This window comes from Domibacillus robiginosus, from assembly GCF_000966195.1.
Taxonomy (GTDB): Bacteria; Bacillota; Bacilli; order Bacillales; family Domibacillaceae; genus Domibacillus; species Domibacillus robiginosus.
This window is the reverse complement of the sequence record NZ_LAHL01000053.1, coordinates 1-17,613: the sequence shown is the minus strand read 5'-3', so window position 1 is coordinate 17,613 and position 17,613 is coordinate 1. Positions and strand designations below refer to the sequence as shown.

General features: G+C 38.4%; 19 protein-coding genes and 1 pseudogene. 14 read left to right on the top strand and 6 right to left on the bottom strand.

Annotated features, from left to right (window positions below):
- Positions 1 to 103: 103 nt before the first annotated feature.
- The 3 genes from VP97_RS19825 (at position 104) to VP97_RS19815 (ending at position 3,911) form a co-directional block, all read left to right on the top strand.
- A complete protein-coding gene (locus VP97_RS19825) occupies positions 104 to 2,143 on the top strand; it encodes a molybdopterin-dependent oxidoreductase (protein WP_050183892.1) in 2,040 nt (679 codons plus the stop codon).
- A gap of 387 nt (positions 2,144 to 2,530) precedes the next feature.
- Positions 2,531 to 2,902, top strand: a complete 372-nt coding sequence (locus VP97_RS19820) for a DUF192 domain-containing protein (protein WP_050183891.1) — start codon at positions 2,531 to 2,533, stop codon at positions 2,900 to 2,902.
- A 136-nt stretch (positions 2,903 to 3,038) separates the two neighbouring features.
- A complete protein-coding gene (locus tag VP97_RS19815; RefSeq protein WP_050183893.1) occupies positions 3,039 to 3,911 on the top strand; it encodes a DUF1259 domain-containing protein in 873 nt (290 codons plus the stop codon).
- A 289-nt stretch (positions 3,912 to 4,200) separates the two neighbouring features.
- Here the strand turns inward: VP97_RS19815 and VP97_RS19810 are convergent, their stop codons facing one another.
- Positions 4,201 to 4,851 carry a 2OG-Fe(II) oxygenase gene (locus VP97_RS19810; protein ID WP_425388503.1) on the bottom strand — a complete coding sequence of 217 codons (651 nt, stop codon included), beginning with the start codon at positions 4,849 to 4,851 and terminating at the stop codon, positions 4,201 to 4,203.
- A gap of 675 nt (positions 4,852 to 5,526) precedes the next feature.
- Here VP97_RS19810 and VP97_RS19805 point away from each other — a divergent pair.
- The gene (locus VP97_RS19805) at positions 5,527 to 6,180 is read left to right on the top strand and encodes a DUF6241 domain-containing protein (protein ID WP_050183889.1); all 654 of its coding nucleotides are present in this window, start codon (positions 5,527 to 5,529) and stop codon (positions 6,178 to 6,180) included.
- A gap of 178 nt (positions 6,181 to 6,358) precedes the next feature.
- On the opposite strand, the gene VP97_RS19800 is transcribed toward VP97_RS19805, so the two are convergent.
- Positions 6,359 to 6,940: a YdhK family protein gene (locus tag VP97_RS19800; RefSeq protein ID WP_050183888.1), complete on the bottom strand. Its 582-nt coding sequence runs from the start codon at positions 6,938 to 6,940 to the stop codon at positions 6,359 to 6,361.
- Between the two features lie 152 nt (positions 6,941 to 7,092).
- Between VP97_RS19800 and VP97_RS19795 the strand changes: the two genes are divergently transcribed.
- From VP97_RS19795 to VP97_RS19780, 4 genes are all read left to right on the top strand, one after another.
- Entirely contained in the window at positions 7,093 to 8,484 is a 1,392-nt protein-coding gene (locus VP97_RS19795) for a sensor histidine kinase (RefSeq protein WP_050183887.1), read from the top strand.
- Positions 8,477 to 9,160: a response regulator transcription factor gene (locus tag VP97_RS19790; protein WP_050183886.1), complete on the top strand. Its 684-nt coding sequence runs from the start codon at positions 8,477 to 8,479 to the stop codon at positions 9,158 to 9,160. Before VP97_RS19795 ends, VP97_RS19790 begins: the two co-directional genes overlap by 8 nt.
- A 202-nt stretch (positions 9,161 to 9,362) precedes the next feature.
- Complete coding sequence (locus VP97_RS19785; protein ID WP_050183885.1) at positions 9,363 to 9,746, top strand: VOC family protein; 384 nt, start codon at positions 9,363 to 9,365, stop codon at positions 9,744 to 9,746.
- A gap of 475 nt (positions 9,747 to 10,221) precedes the next feature.
- Complete coding sequence (locus tag VP97_RS19780) at positions 10,222 to 10,437, top strand: NUDIX domain-containing protein (RefSeq protein ID WP_156153569.1); 216 nt, start codon at positions 10,222 to 10,224, stop codon at positions 10,435 to 10,437.
- 519 nt (positions 10,438 to 10,956) lie between these two features.
- Here VP97_RS19780 and VP97_RS24295 read toward each other — a convergent pair.
- Positions 10,957 to 11,112, bottom strand: coding sequence for a hypothetical protein (locus VP97_RS24295; RefSeq protein ID WP_172656821.1), 156 nt, complete (start codon positions 11,110 to 11,112; stop codon positions 10,957 to 10,959).
- Positions 11,113 to 12,874: 1,762 nt separating this feature from the next.
- Between VP97_RS24295 and VP97_RS19775 the strand changes: the two genes are divergently transcribed.
- Positions 12,875 to 13,201, top strand: coding sequence for a hypothetical protein (locus tag VP97_RS19775; RefSeq protein WP_050183884.1), 327 nt, complete (start codon positions 12,875 to 12,877; stop codon positions 13,199 to 13,201).
- Positions 13,202 to 13,548: 347 nt separating this feature from the next.
- Here the strand turns inward: VP97_RS19775 and VP97_RS19770 are convergent, their stop codons facing one another.
- Positions 13,549 to 13,806, bottom strand: coding sequence for a hypothetical protein (locus tag VP97_RS19770; RefSeq protein WP_050183883.1), 258 nt, complete (start codon positions 13,804 to 13,806; stop codon positions 13,549 to 13,551).
- Positions 13,807 to 14,028: 222 nt separating this feature from the next.
- Here VP97_RS19770 and VP97_RS19765 point away from each other — a divergent pair, with 222 nt between their 5' ends.
- From VP97_RS19765 to VP97_RS23490, 4 genes are all read left to right on the top strand, one after another.
- Positions 14,029 to 15,135, top strand: coding sequence for a M24 family metallopeptidase (locus tag VP97_RS19765; RefSeq protein WP_050183882.1), 1,107 nt, complete (start codon positions 14,029 to 14,031; stop codon positions 15,133 to 15,135).
- 249 nt (positions 15,136 to 15,384) lie between these two features.
- Positions 15,385 to 15,531 (top strand): hypothetical protein, encoded by a 147-nt coding sequence (locus tag VP97_RS24290; protein ID WP_172656820.1) that lies wholly within the window; start codon positions 15,385 to 15,387, stop codon positions 15,529 to 15,531.
- A gap of 9 nt (positions 15,532 to 15,540) precedes the next feature.
- Complete coding sequence (locus VP97_RS19760; protein WP_050183881.1) at positions 15,541 to 15,738, top strand: DUF3951 domain-containing protein; 198 nt, start codon at positions 15,541 to 15,543, stop codon at positions 15,736 to 15,738.
- Between the two features lie 76 nt (positions 15,739 to 15,814).
- The gene (locus tag VP97_RS23490; RefSeq protein ID WP_082220463.1) at positions 15,815 to 16,048 is read left to right on the top strand and encodes a GrpB family protein; all 234 of its coding nucleotides are present in this window, start codon (positions 15,815 to 15,817) and stop codon (positions 16,046 to 16,048) included.
- 52 nt (positions 16,049 to 16,100) lie between these two features.
- On the opposite strand, the gene VP97_RS19755 is transcribed toward VP97_RS23490, so the two are convergent.
- Positions 16,101 to 16,985: a DMT family transporter gene (locus tag VP97_RS19755; protein WP_050183880.1), complete on the bottom strand. Its 885-nt coding sequence runs from the start codon at positions 16,983 to 16,985 to the stop codon at positions 16,101 to 16,103.
- A gap of 202 nt (positions 16,986 to 17,187) precedes the next feature.
- Here VP97_RS19755 and VP97_RS24055 point away from each other — a divergent pair, with 202 nt between their 5' ends.
- A complete protein-coding gene (locus VP97_RS24055; RefSeq protein WP_156153568.1) occupies positions 17,188 to 17,343 on the top strand; it encodes a hypothetical protein in 156 nt (51 codons plus the stop codon).
- Between the two features lie 72 nt (positions 17,344 to 17,415).
- Here the strand turns inward: VP97_RS24055 and VP97_RS24285 are convergent.
- Positions 17,416 to 17,613: pseudogene (locus tag VP97_RS24285) on the bottom strand (RNA-guided endonuclease TnpB family protein); the annotation flags it as partial.

Sequence of the window (17,613 nt, the reverse complement as noted above, 5' to 3'; positions counted from 1 at the left end):
AATGTATTTGTAGAGTAATAATAAGAACCTATGTTGATGTGATTTTACAGGTAAGATATGATGAAATCATCTATACACAAATGAAAAGATTAGGAGGATGGACATGTACGCTTATAAAGATCAGCCTGATGGTATATTTCCTTCCGTCTGTTCACTTGATTGTCCGGACCAATGCGGTCTATTGATTCATAAGAAAAATGGCAAAATTATAAAAGTGGAAGGTGACCCGGATCACCCTGTAACGCGGGGCAGCATATGCAATAAGGTTCGAAATATCAGCGAACGACTTTATGATAAAAAGCGGCTTTCCTATCCAATGAAGCGTGTTGGGAAAAAAGGAGAAGGCCAGTTTGAGCGGATTACCTGGGAAGAAGCGCTTCAAATGATCACATCCCGGTGGAAAAAATTAATCGAAACAGAAGGGCCAGAAAGCATTCTGCCATACAGTTACTATGGCAACATGGGAGTGTTAAATTCAGAAAGTATGGACCGGCGCTTTTTTTACAAGCTCGGGTCTTCTCAGCTTGACCGGAAAATCTGCCAGTCGGCCGGTGAAGCCGGATACCGGTACACAATGGGTGACAGTAAGGGGACGAATCCCGAAGAAACGATACATGCTAAATTAATCGTTTTTTGGGGAGTGAACGCTGTCAGCACAAATATGCATCAGGTTGTATTGGCACAAAAAGCACGAAAAAATGGAGCCAAAATTGTGGTTATTGATGTACACGAAAATCAAACTGGAAAAATGGCAGACTGGTTTATCCAAATTAAACCGGGTACTGATGCAGCACTGGCTCTGGGCATGATGCATATTTTATTCGCAGAAAATGCAGTGGATCAATTCTTTTTAGAAAAGTACACAGTGGGATATGAAGAACTGCGCAAGCATGTAGTTCAGTACGATCCAGAAACAGTCGCAGCAATTACCGGGGTTTCGGTAGAAGATCTTTATTCGCTTGCCCGTCTGTATGGTACCACATCACCGTCTTTTATCCGTATTGGAAACGGGCTGCAGCACCATGACAATGGCGGCATGTGCATACGTACAATTTCCTGCCTGCCTGCTTTGACCGGCCAATGGCTTAAACAGGGCGGTGGCGCGATCAAAGCCAATTCAGGTTACCTGGCTTTTGATTCAGAGGCATTGCAGCGTCCGGATTTCCTCCAGCATAAAGCTGCGCGCCGCATCAATATGAACCAGATCGGACAGGCATTAACAGAGCTTGAACGTCCGGTTAAATCAATGTTTGTATACAGTACAAATCCGGCGGTAGTGGCACCTGAAGGAAACAAAGTAAGAAAAGGGCTGGAGCGGGAAGACCTTTTCCTGGTGGTTCATGACTTATTTTTAACCGAAACAGCCAAGTATGCAGATATCGTCCTGCCAGCTTCATCTTCTTATGAAAACACGGACTTTTTTACGTCTTACTGGCACCATTTTATTCAAATTCAACAGCCGGTTATTCAGCCATACGGAGAAGCCAAATCAAATGTAGAAGTGTTCCGTCTCCTTGCTAAAGAAATGGGATTTGAAGAGCCTGAATTTCGAGAAACAGATGCCGAAATGATCAACCGTGCGCTCGATTTTCCAGAAAACCCGTTTATAGAAAAAATAAATTACGAGGCGCTCCTAGAAAAGCAGTTTATGAGAGCGGACGTAAAGCCGATTCTTCCGGGGAAATTGTCGACTCCCAGCGGGAAAATTGAATTGTACTCTGAAAAAATGAAAGCAGACGGCTATCCGCCGCTGCCGACTTATATACCTATTAAGCAGGATGAAGAGCTTCCGTATATATTTATACCTGCACCCAATCACAACTTTTTAAATTCGACGTTTTCAAATAATGAAAAACATACGCAGCTTGAAAAAAAGGCACGGCTTTATATGAATATAGAAGATGCAAAAGCGTCCGGTATAGAAGATGAGCAAGAAGTACGAGTATGGAATTCCCGCGGAGAGTGCCGTCTTACCGTCTCTGTCGGCAGGCAGGTTCTGCCCGGTGTCGTTGTTTCTCAAGGTCTGTGGGCAGATGTGCCTGGCACAAAACAGCTGGTAAACTCCTTGACTCCAGACCGTTTATCCGACATGGGAGGAGGCGCCGTCTTTTTTTCCGGTCGGGTGAATGTAGCCAAAGTGTAAAGATATGAGAGGGCGTAAAGTACTGTCCGAGATTGTTTGCTTGAAAAAAGAAGTTCTTTTTCTCAGTTAACTATTTCTTTGTAATACAAAAAAATAAAGTGTTAAAAACGTAAAAGATCGCTTCTTTCAGTTATGTAATCTGAAGGAAGACGATCTTTTTGCTTTAATAAGGAGAAACGCTTGCAGAGGATAAAAGCTACCAACAGATGATCTCTTTGGTTGGCAAAGCAAGAACGATCATATGTATATAAAGATTGTTGCTTCGAAAAAAGTTAAGGGGAAAAATATTTTTTGCGAAACAGAGAAATAAAAGACCATGAACTTCTTTTGTAAAAGATACCCATATTCTTTTCAGCTTATAACAATTACTGAAGGCGAGGGGATATATTGAAAAGAAAGCTAAAAATAATCGGTGGAGAAAGAGAAGTTACATTAACTGTTCAAATTGCAAATACGCAAGAAAAAATAGAAAAGGGATTAATGTTTGTTAAAACATTACCCGAAAACGAGGGGATTTTATTTATGTTTCCCCAAAAAACATATGGCGGTTTCTGGATGAAAAATACCTTAATTCCTTTATCTATTGCTTTTCTTGATTCGGATGGTAAGATTCTTAAAATACTGGATATGACGCCTTGTAAAGAAGAGGAATGCCATACTTATGATCCAGAAATTTCTTATCGTTATGCAATTGAAGTAAATCTTGGATGGTTTGAGAAAAATCAAATTAAAGAAGGGGATTATGTATTCTCGGATTAAATTTATTGAAAATGTATGCACTTATGTTTTCATTTTTACTACTTAGTGGTTCGCAGGATATCCAGAACCCTCATGTGTCTTCTTGAATAAAATAACGAGAAAATTTTATTTGGGAGATGGTTTGCAGTTGGATAACATGCACAATATTCGCCCTGATGACCTATGTGAGAAATTTGCCGAAATTCTGGGGGCAACTCCCTCTATTATTAATGGCGTTTGTACTGCAACAAGATCCCGGACAAATATTCATCCGGTTGTACTAGGCCGGCGAGCTGATTCCTTTATGTTTGTGCCTCAGGCATATTCTTTTGAAAACCTTGATGAAAACGGAAAAGCATTGTGTCTTGGTGAAACGGTCCTTCTGCAGAAAGAAGCAAACCCATTTATGGCGAGGCTGCGTGAAGAGGGCATTATTGTAACCGCCCTTCATAATCACTGGTTGTTTGAAAATCCACGATTGATGTATATGCATTTCGAATCCATTGATGAACCTTTATCTTTTGCCAGAAAAGTAAGAGGAGCCTTAAACGTCTTAACCAACCGAAATATGGGAGATTCACGAGGAAAACAAAGAACATCGAATAAACGGGGAGAAGAACTTTGTGAGGAGTTCAATCAAATTTTAGATGGCGACATGCATACATTTGAAAACGGGGCTTGTATGGTAATGAAATCTCGTACAAATATTATGCCCCGGGTTCTAGGAAGGCAAGGAAGGTCATTTTTATTGATTCCACAAATGTTTGTCTTTGAATCGTTGTCTTCAGATGGCAGAGCCCTTTGCAGTGGGGAAACAGTGATTCTGCAAGAAGAGCTCAATCCATTCATTAGTGAGCTTCTTGAACATGATATTATTGTGACCGGCTTTCATAATCATTGGTTGTTTGAGGATCCAAGGCTGATGTATATCCATTTTGAAAAAATTGAAAAGCCAATCCGATTTGCAAAAAAGGTAAAGGATGCTTTAGAAGTGTTGACTACAAAGCATGTATCCTCCGATACTAAATAAGGCTGCTATATATATTTATCTATTTATTTTTTCATGCGTATTCTTTTGCTTGATAAGTTTAAATCTCTAGTAGAAGCTGCTTAAGCGTATTTAAAAGTAGAGACTATATTAGCGATTCTGCGGGTACGGCTTTTTGTTCATGGACTCGCCTTCTTCTACGACTGAAACTTTAACGTTGGCGGAAGACTTTTTACCTTTTATTTATTCGTGGAATTAAATATACGAAAAAGCCGTATCAGCATCGAAACTGATATGGCTTTTTCGATTAACCTGTAAAGATCTCTGCTCTTTATCTTAATTTTTGCTTTCTCATCCATTGTGTCGCAATCCATTTTTCTCCTATGATAACGGGTGCTCCACCATGTAAAGTGAGTTCATTTATATCGTGATCGTTGTAGAAATATTCGAAATACACCGCCATCCCCTTTTGTGGGGAGACTGAGAAATTCAGCTTAGGAAAAAAGGTTTCTCCACCTTGCTCCACATCATTTAAATACAGGACAAGAGTGCTGATTCGGTTGTTTTTTGATGCTGTACTTGTTGGAGAAAAAAAATCAAAATGAGCTTTATATTCCTGACCGGGAGTATAGTTAAGAATGTGAAGACCATCTCCATGCTCAATTGGTATATCCATAATAAAGGATATCCTTTTTTCAACTTTAGTGATGAGATCGCTTTCATCCCCCTCGAAAAACATGCCACTGCTTGTTCTCATCTCATTGACTTCACGTGCAGCCCCGATTTTTGAACGCTGTACTTTGTCTTTTGACAGTGTAATAAGCTCATCACACTCTTCGTCACTTAATACATTTCCTAAAAGGACAATTAGTGGTTCCTCTAAACGAGCAATGATTTTTATTTTTCTATCTTCGGTTTGAATGTAGTTTCCCGTGTGGCTAAAAATGGTTTGTTCTTTTGTAATTGATGGGTTACTCTCTATTATCAATGTTCAACAGCCCCTCAAAAAATGTAATATACAGAATGATTGATAACACTATATGGAAGCGATTACTACCTTAATTATATCACGAATATAGCTTAAAGACCTAAATGGTTGTTACATAAATTCATAACTCTTTATTAAATAGAGGCCACTACTAGCAGGCTCACGCGGCTATCTAACAAGACCTCACCCTTAAAATCTTCTTTGGCAGACATCAATACATATGGAAGCAAAAATAAAATGCTTAAACTATTTTCTTCGTTTATGTTCAATGAAATTAAAAAAGATTAAAGCAATATTGATATCGTACTCTGCTTCTTTGTTCACATCTCTTATAGCTGCTTTTCGTAAAGTTTCTCCCGCTTCGGCTGAACTTTCATATTTTACTAATGATAATTTTTAAAAAGATCTTTGCGGATAGCCACCACCCAAAAGATAAAAGGGGAACAAAAAGAGTTTAAACAGTGCCATCTTTAGATTATGATATAGTAAGGTCTATCCATAAAATGGAGAGGTGAAAAGATGAATAAAAAATCTATCGCAGGTGTGACGTTGGCTTTAGGTATAGCTGGTATTACTGTCTCGGGTATTCTTTTATACAATGAAAGTAAGGCATAAACGAGCCAGTCTTCTGTTGAACTTATAAAATCTGTATCATTATATAAAACTGATTTGCCATCGGAAGAAGAGAAGGCAAAAGAAAAAGAAGCTCAGGAAGCAGCTGTAAAGCAGCTTGAAAATGAAGAATTCCAGACAAATAAAATGGAGCAAAAGGAAACAAGAATAATCGAAGGGTTCAATGACCCGGCAACAAAAGCTCAAAACGCGAGAACACCGGAAACAAGAGAAAGAGAGTTAGAAAGGGAAAGGGCCATTGCAGCAAAATATGAAGCGGAAACAGGCAAGAGTGTAGACGTTCGCGCTGTTGAAGGAGAAAATATATATGTAGATGGTATTGTAAAGAACAGTGCCGAGCTAAAATTTGGCTACTCGGAATTAAATGTCGTTGGTATTATGCATTTGATGACCCATCAGAAGATTCAAGCGGAAGATGTATGGGGAGCTGTTCCTATGACACCGTCATCCATTAAACAGCTGGTAGATTACCTAAATCAGCATCCAGAATATGACCCTGATTTGCTTTATGTAGCACAAAGGTGGCAGGAAGGCAATTTTAGCGCGATTGATGATGAACATAATTACCTGCATACAAGACTGCAGGGAAATAAAGGCGCTGCAACAGGAATTGCCACTGATAAACAGGAAAAAGAATTTGTTTTAAAATATTTTGATCCGAGTGTCGCGCAAGAATTAGGCTTTCAATGAGAGAGCTTTTTTACCTTTATATTTTTTTAAAGTTCAAAACAGATCAATGAGTTAACGAGGCATAAAAGATTGATATCCTGTAGCAGCAGAAAAACTCAATATGTTAAAAGACCGGCCCCATTTTTGATAGTTTTCTTAAAAATAGGGCCAGTCGCTTTATTCTGTGAATCGTTTTCCGTTATTCAGCCGTTAATTCGTCCTCTGTGGCCCATTTGTGATTCGTCACTTTTTCACCATCTGTTCCAGTGAAATCGATCATGTACACGGTGGTTTTAACAGCGGAATCAATCATGGCAGAAGCTCCTTCCATGCCTTCCATGTGGTTTGCCGCCAGTGTCACCTCATCTCCAGCCACGAAAGGTTTGTCGCCAGCGTCTTTGATTTCCTCATGAATAACCCACTTATGATCTTCAACCGGATCGCCGCCGTTTGTTGGTGTATATGAAACGGTGTACACTGTCGTATCATATGCCCCAACAATTGTGGCTTCTGCACCTTTCATGCCGTCCATATGGGCGTGCTGAATAATAGCTGTTGAACCGATTGGATAAGCGGGGTCTACTGCTTCTTCTAAGCCTTCTGGAACCTCGCCGCTGCCAGAGTGATTCATGTTATGTCCGGAATGTGTATCTTCTTCTGCTATTTGCTCCGCTGGTTCAGCTTTGGCTCCTCCATTTGCTTCTTCTGTATCACCACAGGCTGTGAGCAAAAATGAGGCGAAAAGGGCTGTGCCAACGAACATGCCTGTTTTTTTGGTCATTTAAACCATCCTCTCTGTTCATTTTATCTTCCTGTCTACCTTACCCAAACTTTTTGCAGTTCCTGTGCATTTTTTCATTTTTTCTGCACAAAAAACAAATAATTTCCTTTTATAATAAGAGTAGAACCATGCAGAAGAATAGGGGGCACCCTGTGTTTACAAAATTGTCATTAAAAATTGGTTTTTTATTTTTTGCTTGTATTCTGCTGATTGAGTCACTTTTGTTTTATACATTGTATGCCACTCTGGTAAATGACCGAGTGGATGAAGTAATGGAAAGTTTGCTGGCGAGAGGGGAAACACACAGCGCTGTTTTAGCGATGAGCTTCAAAAAAGAAACAATGGAGCATGTGGGGATGATGGAGGCTGCATCAAGTTTCAGTGTGATTGTGACGGATGAAAAAGGACAGGTTTTAATTCACTCTGACCCAATTGAACCCGAGATGAAAACCGTTATGGATAATACGGATTTTGCGTCCATGCCTGCTGACGGTCAAGTCATTGAAGCACACTGGAGTGAAAAAAAATATATTGCTTCAGATAGTCCAGTGATGAAAGAGGGAGATCATTTTGGACATGTATTTATGTTTTCAGATACAGAAGGTATTGCACGAATGGTAGACAATTTGCAAAAGCAGTTTTTCTGGGCAGGGGTAATTACAGTAGCTTTAACCGTGGTGACGATCCTGGGACTGTCTCGTTTGATTACTCTTCCGCTGATTAAAATGAAAAAAGCAACAGAACAATTGAGCCTTGGCCATCATCAAGTGGACCTGATGATAGACCGAAATGATGAACTGGGTGAACTGGCAGCTGCGATTACAAAGCTATCAAAAGATCTTGATCAGCTGAAAAAAACACGGCATGAATTCCTCGGCAGCATTTCGCATGAGCTGCGAACACCATTAACTTATATAAAAGGATATTCGGACATTTTAAACCGGCCTGGCTTGTCTGAAAAGGAGAAAGAAAAATACGCGACCATTATTCAGGAAGAAACCACTCGTTTAACAAGCTTTATTCAAGAATTGTTTGAACTGGCCAAAATGGATCAACATGAATTTCATATCCTTAAAAAAGAAGAATCCCTGGATGAACTGATTGAATCAGCGACAAATCTTGTCAGCGCTTCTTTTGCAAGAGAGGGAAAGTCACTATTAGTCTCAGGCAAAAAAAATATTCAGGTAATGATCGATATGGAGCGAATGCAGCAGGTGCTTCTTAATCTGCTCGACAATGCACGTAAATATTCCCAGGCGGGTTTCTCTACCTCTATCAATGTATTGGAAAGAGGTAATGAGGTGGTCATTCAGGTAAAGGATGAAGGCATCGGTATTCCTAAGAATGAGATACCGTTTATTTTTGATCGCCTGTACCGTGTGGAAAAGTCACGATCAAGGGAAAGTGGTGGGTTTGGGATTGGCCTGTCGATTGCAAAGGAAATTGTGGAAGCACATGGCGGGCTTCTTGAAATTCAAAGTGAGACAGGGGTTGGTACGGAAGCAATAGTTCGGCTTAAACGTAAGGAGGATTGGAATGTATAAAGTTTTACTGGTAGATGATGAGCAGCGAATGCTCGATTTGATTGCTCTTTACTTGGAACCGCATCAATACAAATGTTTAAAAGCCAGAAATGGTGAGGAAGCACTGTTATTAATGAAAAAGGAATCGGTGGACCTCATCGTGTTGGATATTATGATGCCCGGTATGGACGGATGGACTGTGTGCAAGGAAATTCGGGCTTTTTCTGCTGTGCCGATTATCATGCTGACGGCTCGTGAGCAAGAAGAGGATATTGTTAAGGGTCTTCGGCTTGGGGCAGATGACTATGTAACAAAACCCTTCGGAGAACAGGAACTTCTTGCTCGAATCGAAGCACTTTTGCGAAGAAGCCTTCCCTCAAAAAAAATTCAAATAAACGGGCTGCTGTGGGATGAAGATCAGTTTGAGGTTTCATATAAAGACAAATTCGTTCGCCTGACGCCAAAAGAGTTTGCTCTGCTTGGCATTTTAATGAAACATCCAAATAAAGTGTTTGCACGCGGCCATCTATTAGAATTGGTATGGGGGTACGATACGGAAACAGAAGGAAGAACGGTTGACTCACATGTACGAAATGTTCGTGAAAAAATACGTGAAGCCGGGTTTCCAATTGGTGAGCATTTCCAAACGGTCTGGGGAATTGGATATAAGTGGGTAAACCTACCGGTGGAAATGTGATATCACGAAAAAATTTGCATTACAAAGGAGAAGGTTTCTCTTACTCTGCAATGAGTAAGAAATAATAAACTAGCGGGACAGCATTTCTGTTAGAAGGATTTTTCTTTCGGTTAACGAATAGTAAGATAAAAGGTTAAAAGTCGTGTAGCGGGAAAAGAGTAGCGGGGTTGGCATTTACTTAAATAAGGAAGTGAAAAAGCGCATGATTAGTAAAGTCGGTCAAATTATGCTGTATGTAAATAACCAGGATGAAGCAGTGCGTTTTTGGACGGAAAAAGTAGGATTTACTGTTGTTTCCGAAGAAGATAACGGTCAAGGAATGAGATGGATTGAAATTGCTCCAGCAAAGGATTCAGAAACAAGTATTATTCTGCACAATAAAGAATTCGTTGCTAAAATGTCACCTGAGTTAAATCTTGGTACGCCTTCTTTACTGTTTTTTTCAGAAAATCTTGAACAATTACACGGTGATTTATCCAGAAAAAATGTTAAAGCGGGAGAAATTGTAAATATGCCTTCTGGAAAAGTATTCAACTTTGCTGATACTGAAGAAAATTACTTTGCTGTATTGGAGAAAAGTAAGTAATAAATTAAATGCTTAAAAAACCCCGAACCAACTGAGAGAATATTTGTGAGCATCATCCTTTTATGGATCATGCTCAATATCCAAGTTTTTAAATACATTTTACTCGATTCGTCAATCAACAGGTTGCGCGTAAATACAAAAATAAATATATTTGCAGGTGTCTACAAAAGGAGCCAGAAAAATCGACTGATTTTACTGGCTCTTTTATGTAAAGAAGTGGGCGTAATCTTAGATATAGTATATTGAAACGCTAAAAAAGAATTGCAACCCCATTTAGCAGTAGAGTTTTGTAAAGATAAAAGAATTTTTATTGCCTGCATTCCTTTTACAGATGAGGTGTAGGAATGCTGCAAAAATGAACGGATCGAGTTTATTATATGAAGGCACTCAGTAGAAACGGATCGCCTGACACCCGGCTTAATCTGCGATGATACGCACACCATCATATAAGAACCTTTAAAAATGAAGTGAGAAAATGGAGTACCCCATAAGAGTGAGAGTGAATGCTTTCATTATACAAAATGAGAAAATTTTGTTAGTGGAATTTAATAATAAGCATGGACTTCATTATACTTTGCCAGGTGGCGAGATAGAAGCAAATGAATCATGGATTGAAGCGGTCAAACACGAGGCGCAAGAAGAATCATCGGTTGAAATTAAAGTAGAGCCCGTTGCATTTCTTTATGGATAAGCTCCCCGCCCAAATAGCTATAAATAAGATACAGTGCCTTCTTTGACAATTATTTTTGACCATATGTTAATGACAAATGAAATTCTTTAAGTGTCTGAAACAGCAGATTTTTATGCTTCTATCAATTTTAATTGTGATGTAGAAAGAAGCGTTCCAGCTGATCGACAAATAAGTATTGAGCGATAAAAAGGGTACAGCCAAATCGATTAACCGTCTAAACTGATTTAAGATATGTCAAACTCTTGGAAATGTCGTCTGCGTATTCAATATACAGGTGTTCCACATATAAATAGTATTGAATATATGTATTTTGATAAATAAGGAAATAATGCTACTTTTAAAAAATGAACAGGAGAGACACAGCAAGGATTTAAAAAGGAAAGGAAAACTCCTGTAACGTCGCTTGAATTGCTCTAAACGGTATTTAAAGCAGAAGAAAATAACAGCATTCAAATTAAAGCATATTTAATATTTTGAAAAAATGAATAAATGAAAGAAGAAAGAAGAAAATAACATTTTCTATGCTGGATTCTCAGCTAAGCATAGTAGTATCGCTTCATTTAAAAGCTTAATATCGCTTTGAATTTGTTTTTTTATTTTCGGATTTTTGCAGTTTATATAATCATTTATTAAACGTCCTACTTCATTATGTAAGATAATTGTTACTTCCTTCAAGGCTGATCCCTCCTTTATAAAAAAAGACTCACATAAGATTCATTATAAATACATCTTTAATTCATATTCTATAAAAACGTTAAAAGTTCAAAATATAGACAAATTTAAGAGATAAGTTACTAACTAAAAGGTTAATTGTGTTTAAAGCTAAAGAAGGGAATGTATAAGTGAGTTCACACACTATTTATAACGTAATAATAGGCAGGATGTGGAAGACATAGAAATAGCAGAAGTCGAAAGGTTAAAAGCGTGTTTAACAGGAAAATGTGGCAAGCTAGCCAGATAGTTGATTTGGTTGTTTTTAACTTTAAAGTTACTAGTTCCTTTTTGTCTATCGGGTTGCTTGTTGTAACAATACATTTATTTAAAAGAAAGATGAATAAAGATCTATTCCTCGTTAAAAAACAATACGTTCAAACTACATAGTAAAAAAGCGCAAGAAGCGCTTTATTGAAATCGTTTACTTTTGCCAGCGAAATTCTGGTGATTCTTTTGCGCAGCTTTATATTCGGATTCCGAAAAAAATACAGGCTTTTTTGATAAAAAGACTAATGAAGCAATAAAACTAATCATTAAAATGATGGATAAGATCCATCCAATCAACTCGATTGGTAACAAACTGAAAAACCTCCTCTTTTTATGTAAGCGATTTCAATTAATGGGTTAATTGTACACCCAAAATAAAGAATATGAAACCAGTATTTGTGTGAAGCGTAAAAAATTTCAATGAAATGGCTGGACATCCTATGAATAGGAAACGGGTTAAAAGGGAGCAATAGCACTAAAAACGGCATCTGGCTGTTTGTATGAAGTGAAAAACATAAAAAGCAGTCAGAGGGGGCTCTGACTGCGCGATTCACAGGGATGAGAAAGTCTTACCTCACCAGTATGTTCTAAATAAAAATATTTTATACAGAAAAATAAAAAAAGCCGAGACAGCCTCGGCGAAAAGAAAAAAATAGGTAAGTGCAGACGAATTTATGAACGAACATATACCTATTTAAAGGAATGATAAATAAAAAAGTCCCCGGATGTTAAAATAATATTCGCCATTTTATTTTAACAGACTGGCAGTTGTCTGGCTATAAAAGACATTGATATGGGTAGATCCTTTTTAGAAGTACTTAGCAAACTAGAACTAGCGTTATTAAAATAAGACATACCGATATAAGGTAACGCTAAACACGATTGAAGCAGCCTTGCTAAATTGTTCGGTCCGCTCAGAAAAAAACAGCTTCTTTCTGGTTTCATAAAAAGATTTTTTTGGTCGTGCAGGAAAGGGCGTACAAACAAAGAGGACTTTCTGTTCAAACCATCTGAATATTTTCTTATAAAAAGAGGAATGGAACAAACACAGTAATATTTTTCTTCATTTAAAAGTAGTGATGAAGCTCAAACAAATGAAACAGTAACAAACAAAAGACGCACCTCCTTTATTTTGTTGAAAAAGAAGAAAAACGAAGTAGGATTTTTTTAAAATCATCGATAGCCTTTTAAGGGTTTTGACTCACCATGATAATTTGCAAAAGGAATAGGAGAAGTCAATTAACGCAATAAGGCTGAATTAAGAGAATATGGCTGTATTTAAAAAGCGTTTATTGTGCGCTGCTATGTTCCATGCTGAATGTGCCATGCGGTTAACAGGGGTATCTATTGAAAGGGGTTATGAAAGGTGAATTACGGGGAATAAAGCTACTGTCACGGGATGGTGATGATTAGAGGTTTACTTTTTAATCAAAATGATAGACGGGAGGTGGAGAAAATGGAAAAAGGGATAACATATTCCTTAGAAGTTAACGGTGAAGGAATGCATCATTCATTTAATTATGAAACGATGGGGAAAGCAGACGAAGCTTACAAATTCCTTGCTCAAAAATTTAACGATCACAAAATAATTAATAAAAGCGCTGCAGCTTCTCCCGATGAGTTTGTGCAGTTAACCATCAGTAATATGTATATTGGAACTTTTCCAACCAACACTACTGCAACGATTGTTCCAGAGGAATGGTTTAATAAAGCTGTATATGAACAAATGCTAGAAGCGGCTAGAGACTACTATGAAAAAACAAATGAGCTGACAATAGACTAAGACACTCGAAAAGGAGTGTCTTTTTTGTGTGCTTAAAAATAAACAACTAATCGTGACGGAATCCGATTAATAAAGAAAAAACCAGGGTTTTGTTTTCATTTTGTCTCAGTTAGATAACAAACTTTTCTACCGAAAAAAACCTTTACGTTAAAAACAAGTATTCAATGCCTGTTTTTAACGTAAAGGCGTTTTTATTTGTTCTCCTCAATGAAGGAGTCTGGAGCAAGGATACCGAGAATGTTTTTCAATTATAAGATTGGTGATTCATTTTGCCCTGTGGGGTCGTATTCAAAGGTAAGCCCATTAGCCTGGCCTGTCATTCGCAGCATGACTGCTGGTCTTCACTACTATTGATTTTCGTTTTCTTCCTCATTCTCGTCTTCATCATTTTCATCTGTTCCTGTTTCGCCATCTTCGTCTTTGTTGATATCTTTATTTTGGTCATTTTCTTCATCTACATTGCTGTGGTTGTCTTTTGGATAATCTTCCTGCTCAAGTTCTGTATCGGTATCTTCTCCGCTCCGGTTTCCACAGCCAGCGAGTCCAGCTGTTAGCATAATGGCAATACCACTAACGAGGAAATACTTTTTCAATAAAGCGCTCATTTTGAATTCTCCTTTAATTGATTACTCAGTATATAAGAAGCATACCCAGTATCTTTATTAAAAAAACAAAAGTTCGAATCAAGAACTTTATATGAAAGCGAAAAAAATGATACGCTTATAAAGCAAACATTTTAATATCACGATAAGTGCCCGCTATGTATATTTCTTGGTTATACAGGCGGACAGTAAAAATCGTTATAAGGCAAAAAAGGAGTTTTCTACATGACAAAAAAACGACTGGACCATGTTAGGGACTGGCTGCAAGAGAAAAAGTACGATATGGCCTTTCTTCACTCAAAGGAAAATGTATTTTATCTGACAAATTTTTATGCAGATTCACATGAGCGCTTAATGGGCGTATTTGTTTTTCCGGAAGCTGAGCCTTTTTTAGTTTGTCCGTTTATGGAAATAGGCCAGGCAAAAGCGGCTGGATGGGCGTATGATATTGTCGGCTATTATGACCACGAAAATCCATGGGATGGGATAAAACGATTCTTGTATGAACGAGGACTAGTAGAAGCAGCCGCTGTTGCGGTGGAAAAAGATACGCTGGCATATGCCCGGGCAGAAGCGTTTTTCCATTTGTATCCACATGTCCTTTTACATGCGGCGGAAGAAGCCTTGAATAAAATGCGTGCCATAAAAGAGCCATCTGAGGTTGCTGTTTTAAAAAAGGCAGCTGAGTTAGCAGATTACGGCGTTCAGGTGGGTGTAGAAGCATTAAAGACAGGCGTAACCGAAATGGAAGTACTGGCTGCAATTGAATTCCATTTAAAGAAAAAAGGGATTCGTGAAATGTCATTTTCTACAATGGTTTTATTTGGAGACAATACAGCAGACCCGCATGGGAACCCCGGTCTTCGCCAGTTAAATGAGGGGGATTTTGTTTTATTTGATCTGGGTGTTGTGTTAGATGGATACTGTTCAGATATTACACGTACCGTAGCCTTTGGACATGCCAGCGAAAAGCAGCGTGAAATTTACGAAACGGTCTTGAAAGCACAGAAAGCGTCATTAGAAAAAAGTAAAGTAGGGACACGCATTGGTGATCTGGATATGGCAGCCAGACATGTTATTGAGAATGCCGGATACGGCGAATATTTTCCGCACAGAATTGGCCATGGACTGGGAATTAACGTTCATGAATTTCCGTCAATGAGCAAAGACAATGACGGGGTTTTAAAAGAAGGAATGGTGTACACAATTGAACCGGGCATATATGTGCCTCAAGTGGGGGGCGTGCGGATTGAAGATGATGTGATCATCACAAAGGATGGTCATGAAACATTAACAAACTATCCAAAAACTCTTCAGATTATTAAACGATGAACGTTGCTTAAATAGGCAAAAGGCAACAAATAAATTGACATCTAGAGAGCTTTATTCTAACAGAAATGTCATGACGTCAACTCTAAAAGAAAAGCCTTTGATAGGCTGACTTTTAGAGTTTTTTGCTTTTACATAATAGTTGTTCTCCTTTTTTTGGACAATAAAGAGATTTGTGGAAAAGATTAAGATACTTATGTTAAGATGTGAAAAAATCATTATGTCTCTTTTAACTGAAAAGGAAGTGGGAAAGTGGAAATTTTTGTTGTTATCATTTTAATGATCTTCTTATTTGATTTCACAAAGTTTAGGCAGCAAAATCAAACGCTAATCGAGCAAAATAAACAAATGATTTCTCTTCTTGAAGAAATAAAAAATACACAGACAGGGAATGGATGAAGAGTGGCTATGCTGTATTTTACATCGGCGTTAACGTTGATCATGGTCATATTAGTCAGCATTGTCGCCTGCAAAATGATTTGGAAAGGAGAGATTCCAGGTCATTCCTATACGCCTTTTGATTATATCGCCGGTCAAACAAACGAAGCGTTTCATGAGGAGAAAAAAGAATATATTCCAGAAGACCACCAGCAGGAAGGAAAATAAAAAAGGTGATTGTATGTCGTCCCTGCCAGGAAAACAGGACCTTTTTATTTGAAAAAAAAGCCATTCCCTTTCCTGCATTTTTGAAAAACAAATAACGGCCATCTTCCATATTGGCAGTACAGCGGTGCGGGGTGTGGAAGAGAAGTCGATCGTCGATACTATGCCGGGGGTAAAAGATACTCAGAAAGTAAATGGCTATAATAAGGAAAAAGGAGAAAACGAATTGCCGGGCCGCGTTTTTTCAAAAAGGAAGCTATCCCCAAACGTTACCCTTTTAATTAAATTCAACATGGTGCAGGTAAGGGCATAAGAGGCAAGAAAAAAATCTCTTCTCAACGCCGCTTATGCCCTTCAGTGTGTTTTTAAGCCGCTTTTTCATTTAGCTTTTGTTTTTTTCTTGGAGAATAGCTCATTCCCGCAAGTACAAGAAAAATGCCGAGAATTTGATAAATATCCGGACGATGATGGAGGATGAACACATCAAGTAAAATAGCAACAATGGGATCAATAAAAACAAGTACAGCGATAGCTTGAGCCGTTAGTTGGCGCAGGCTGCGAAAAAACAGGTAAAAGACCAGTCCTGTATGGACAAAGCCGGTGATCAGGACATACAGCCAATTCTCCGGCGTAAGGTGAGTAAAATGTGACCACTCAACAAATGGAAGAAGCAGTAAAATGCCAAGACTTGTTTGAATCAAGGTGGTCGGTAAAGGACTGAGTACTTTTATGCCTTTTCCTGTTATAGAGGTTAAGGCATAAAAAAACGCGGCAAAAAAAGCCCATAACACACCGGTTGATAAAAATTCAGCAATCGAGGCATGCTGATGAATCCCCCCGACAAGCAATGTGCCCAAAAAGCAGACAAAGAAAAACACCCATCCCAGCCCCGTTACTTTTTCCTTAAAAAGAAAAGAACCGAGAAGCAGTACGATTACAGGAGCCAGATGATAGATGGAAACCGCTGCCGTAATAGACATTACTTCAAAAGAGCGGAAAAAAAATAACCAGTTGGTAACAAGAAAAACACCGCAAAGTACGGCAAGTCCATATTCACGGAGAGGGACAGTTACTTTATCCTCCTTCCGACTTTTAGCTGACTGAAGGCCCCAGATAGCTCCCAGCAAAATCGTTGCACACAAGCAGCGTACAAAAACCAGCTCAAAAGAAGGAAGAGCGGTTTTAACTGAAAAAAGCCCAATTGAGCCGAAAATAGCCATTGATAGGGCAAACATTCCTTTTGCAAACATTTTATTACCTCCAGAAGTAAACGAGTGTGGCCGTTAAGCGATGAAGTAAATATAAAGAGAAAGAATCAAAAAACCTGAAGGCAATGGTCCAAAAATCAAGCATAGCAAAAGATGTATAAAATATATATTTTAATAGGCATGTTTAATAATATAATATAAAATTATTTTAGCAGATAGTTTTTCGAAAATTAAGGAGATACAAATGAAGCGGTTAGTTCATGCTAGAAAAGTGAATCTTGCAACACTATTAACAGGACTCGTAAGCGCTTCTGTTATTTTCACTATCGTCATTATGCTTATTTCATCGTACCAGTCAGAGAAGAATTCACTGACTCAAACATACTTAGACTTAAATTAGTGAACCTTTCCACCTAAATCAAAGATTTTGATGGAGCATCTCTTATCTTGAATACAGTACAGCATCAGCGGATTAAGCTTCCTGCGGAAGCCCGAGTGCATGATGAAGACTAATGAACGAAGACAAGGTCTGGGATGTCCTTATTGCCAGTTCAGGAACTTTTGCCTGAAGTGACAACCATTTTGTTTCCGAAATGGATTTTTGAAAAGCCCGAATGAAGTAGCGAGCTCCGATGTTATAAGAAGCGGACAAATCCGCGTGATAGACTTT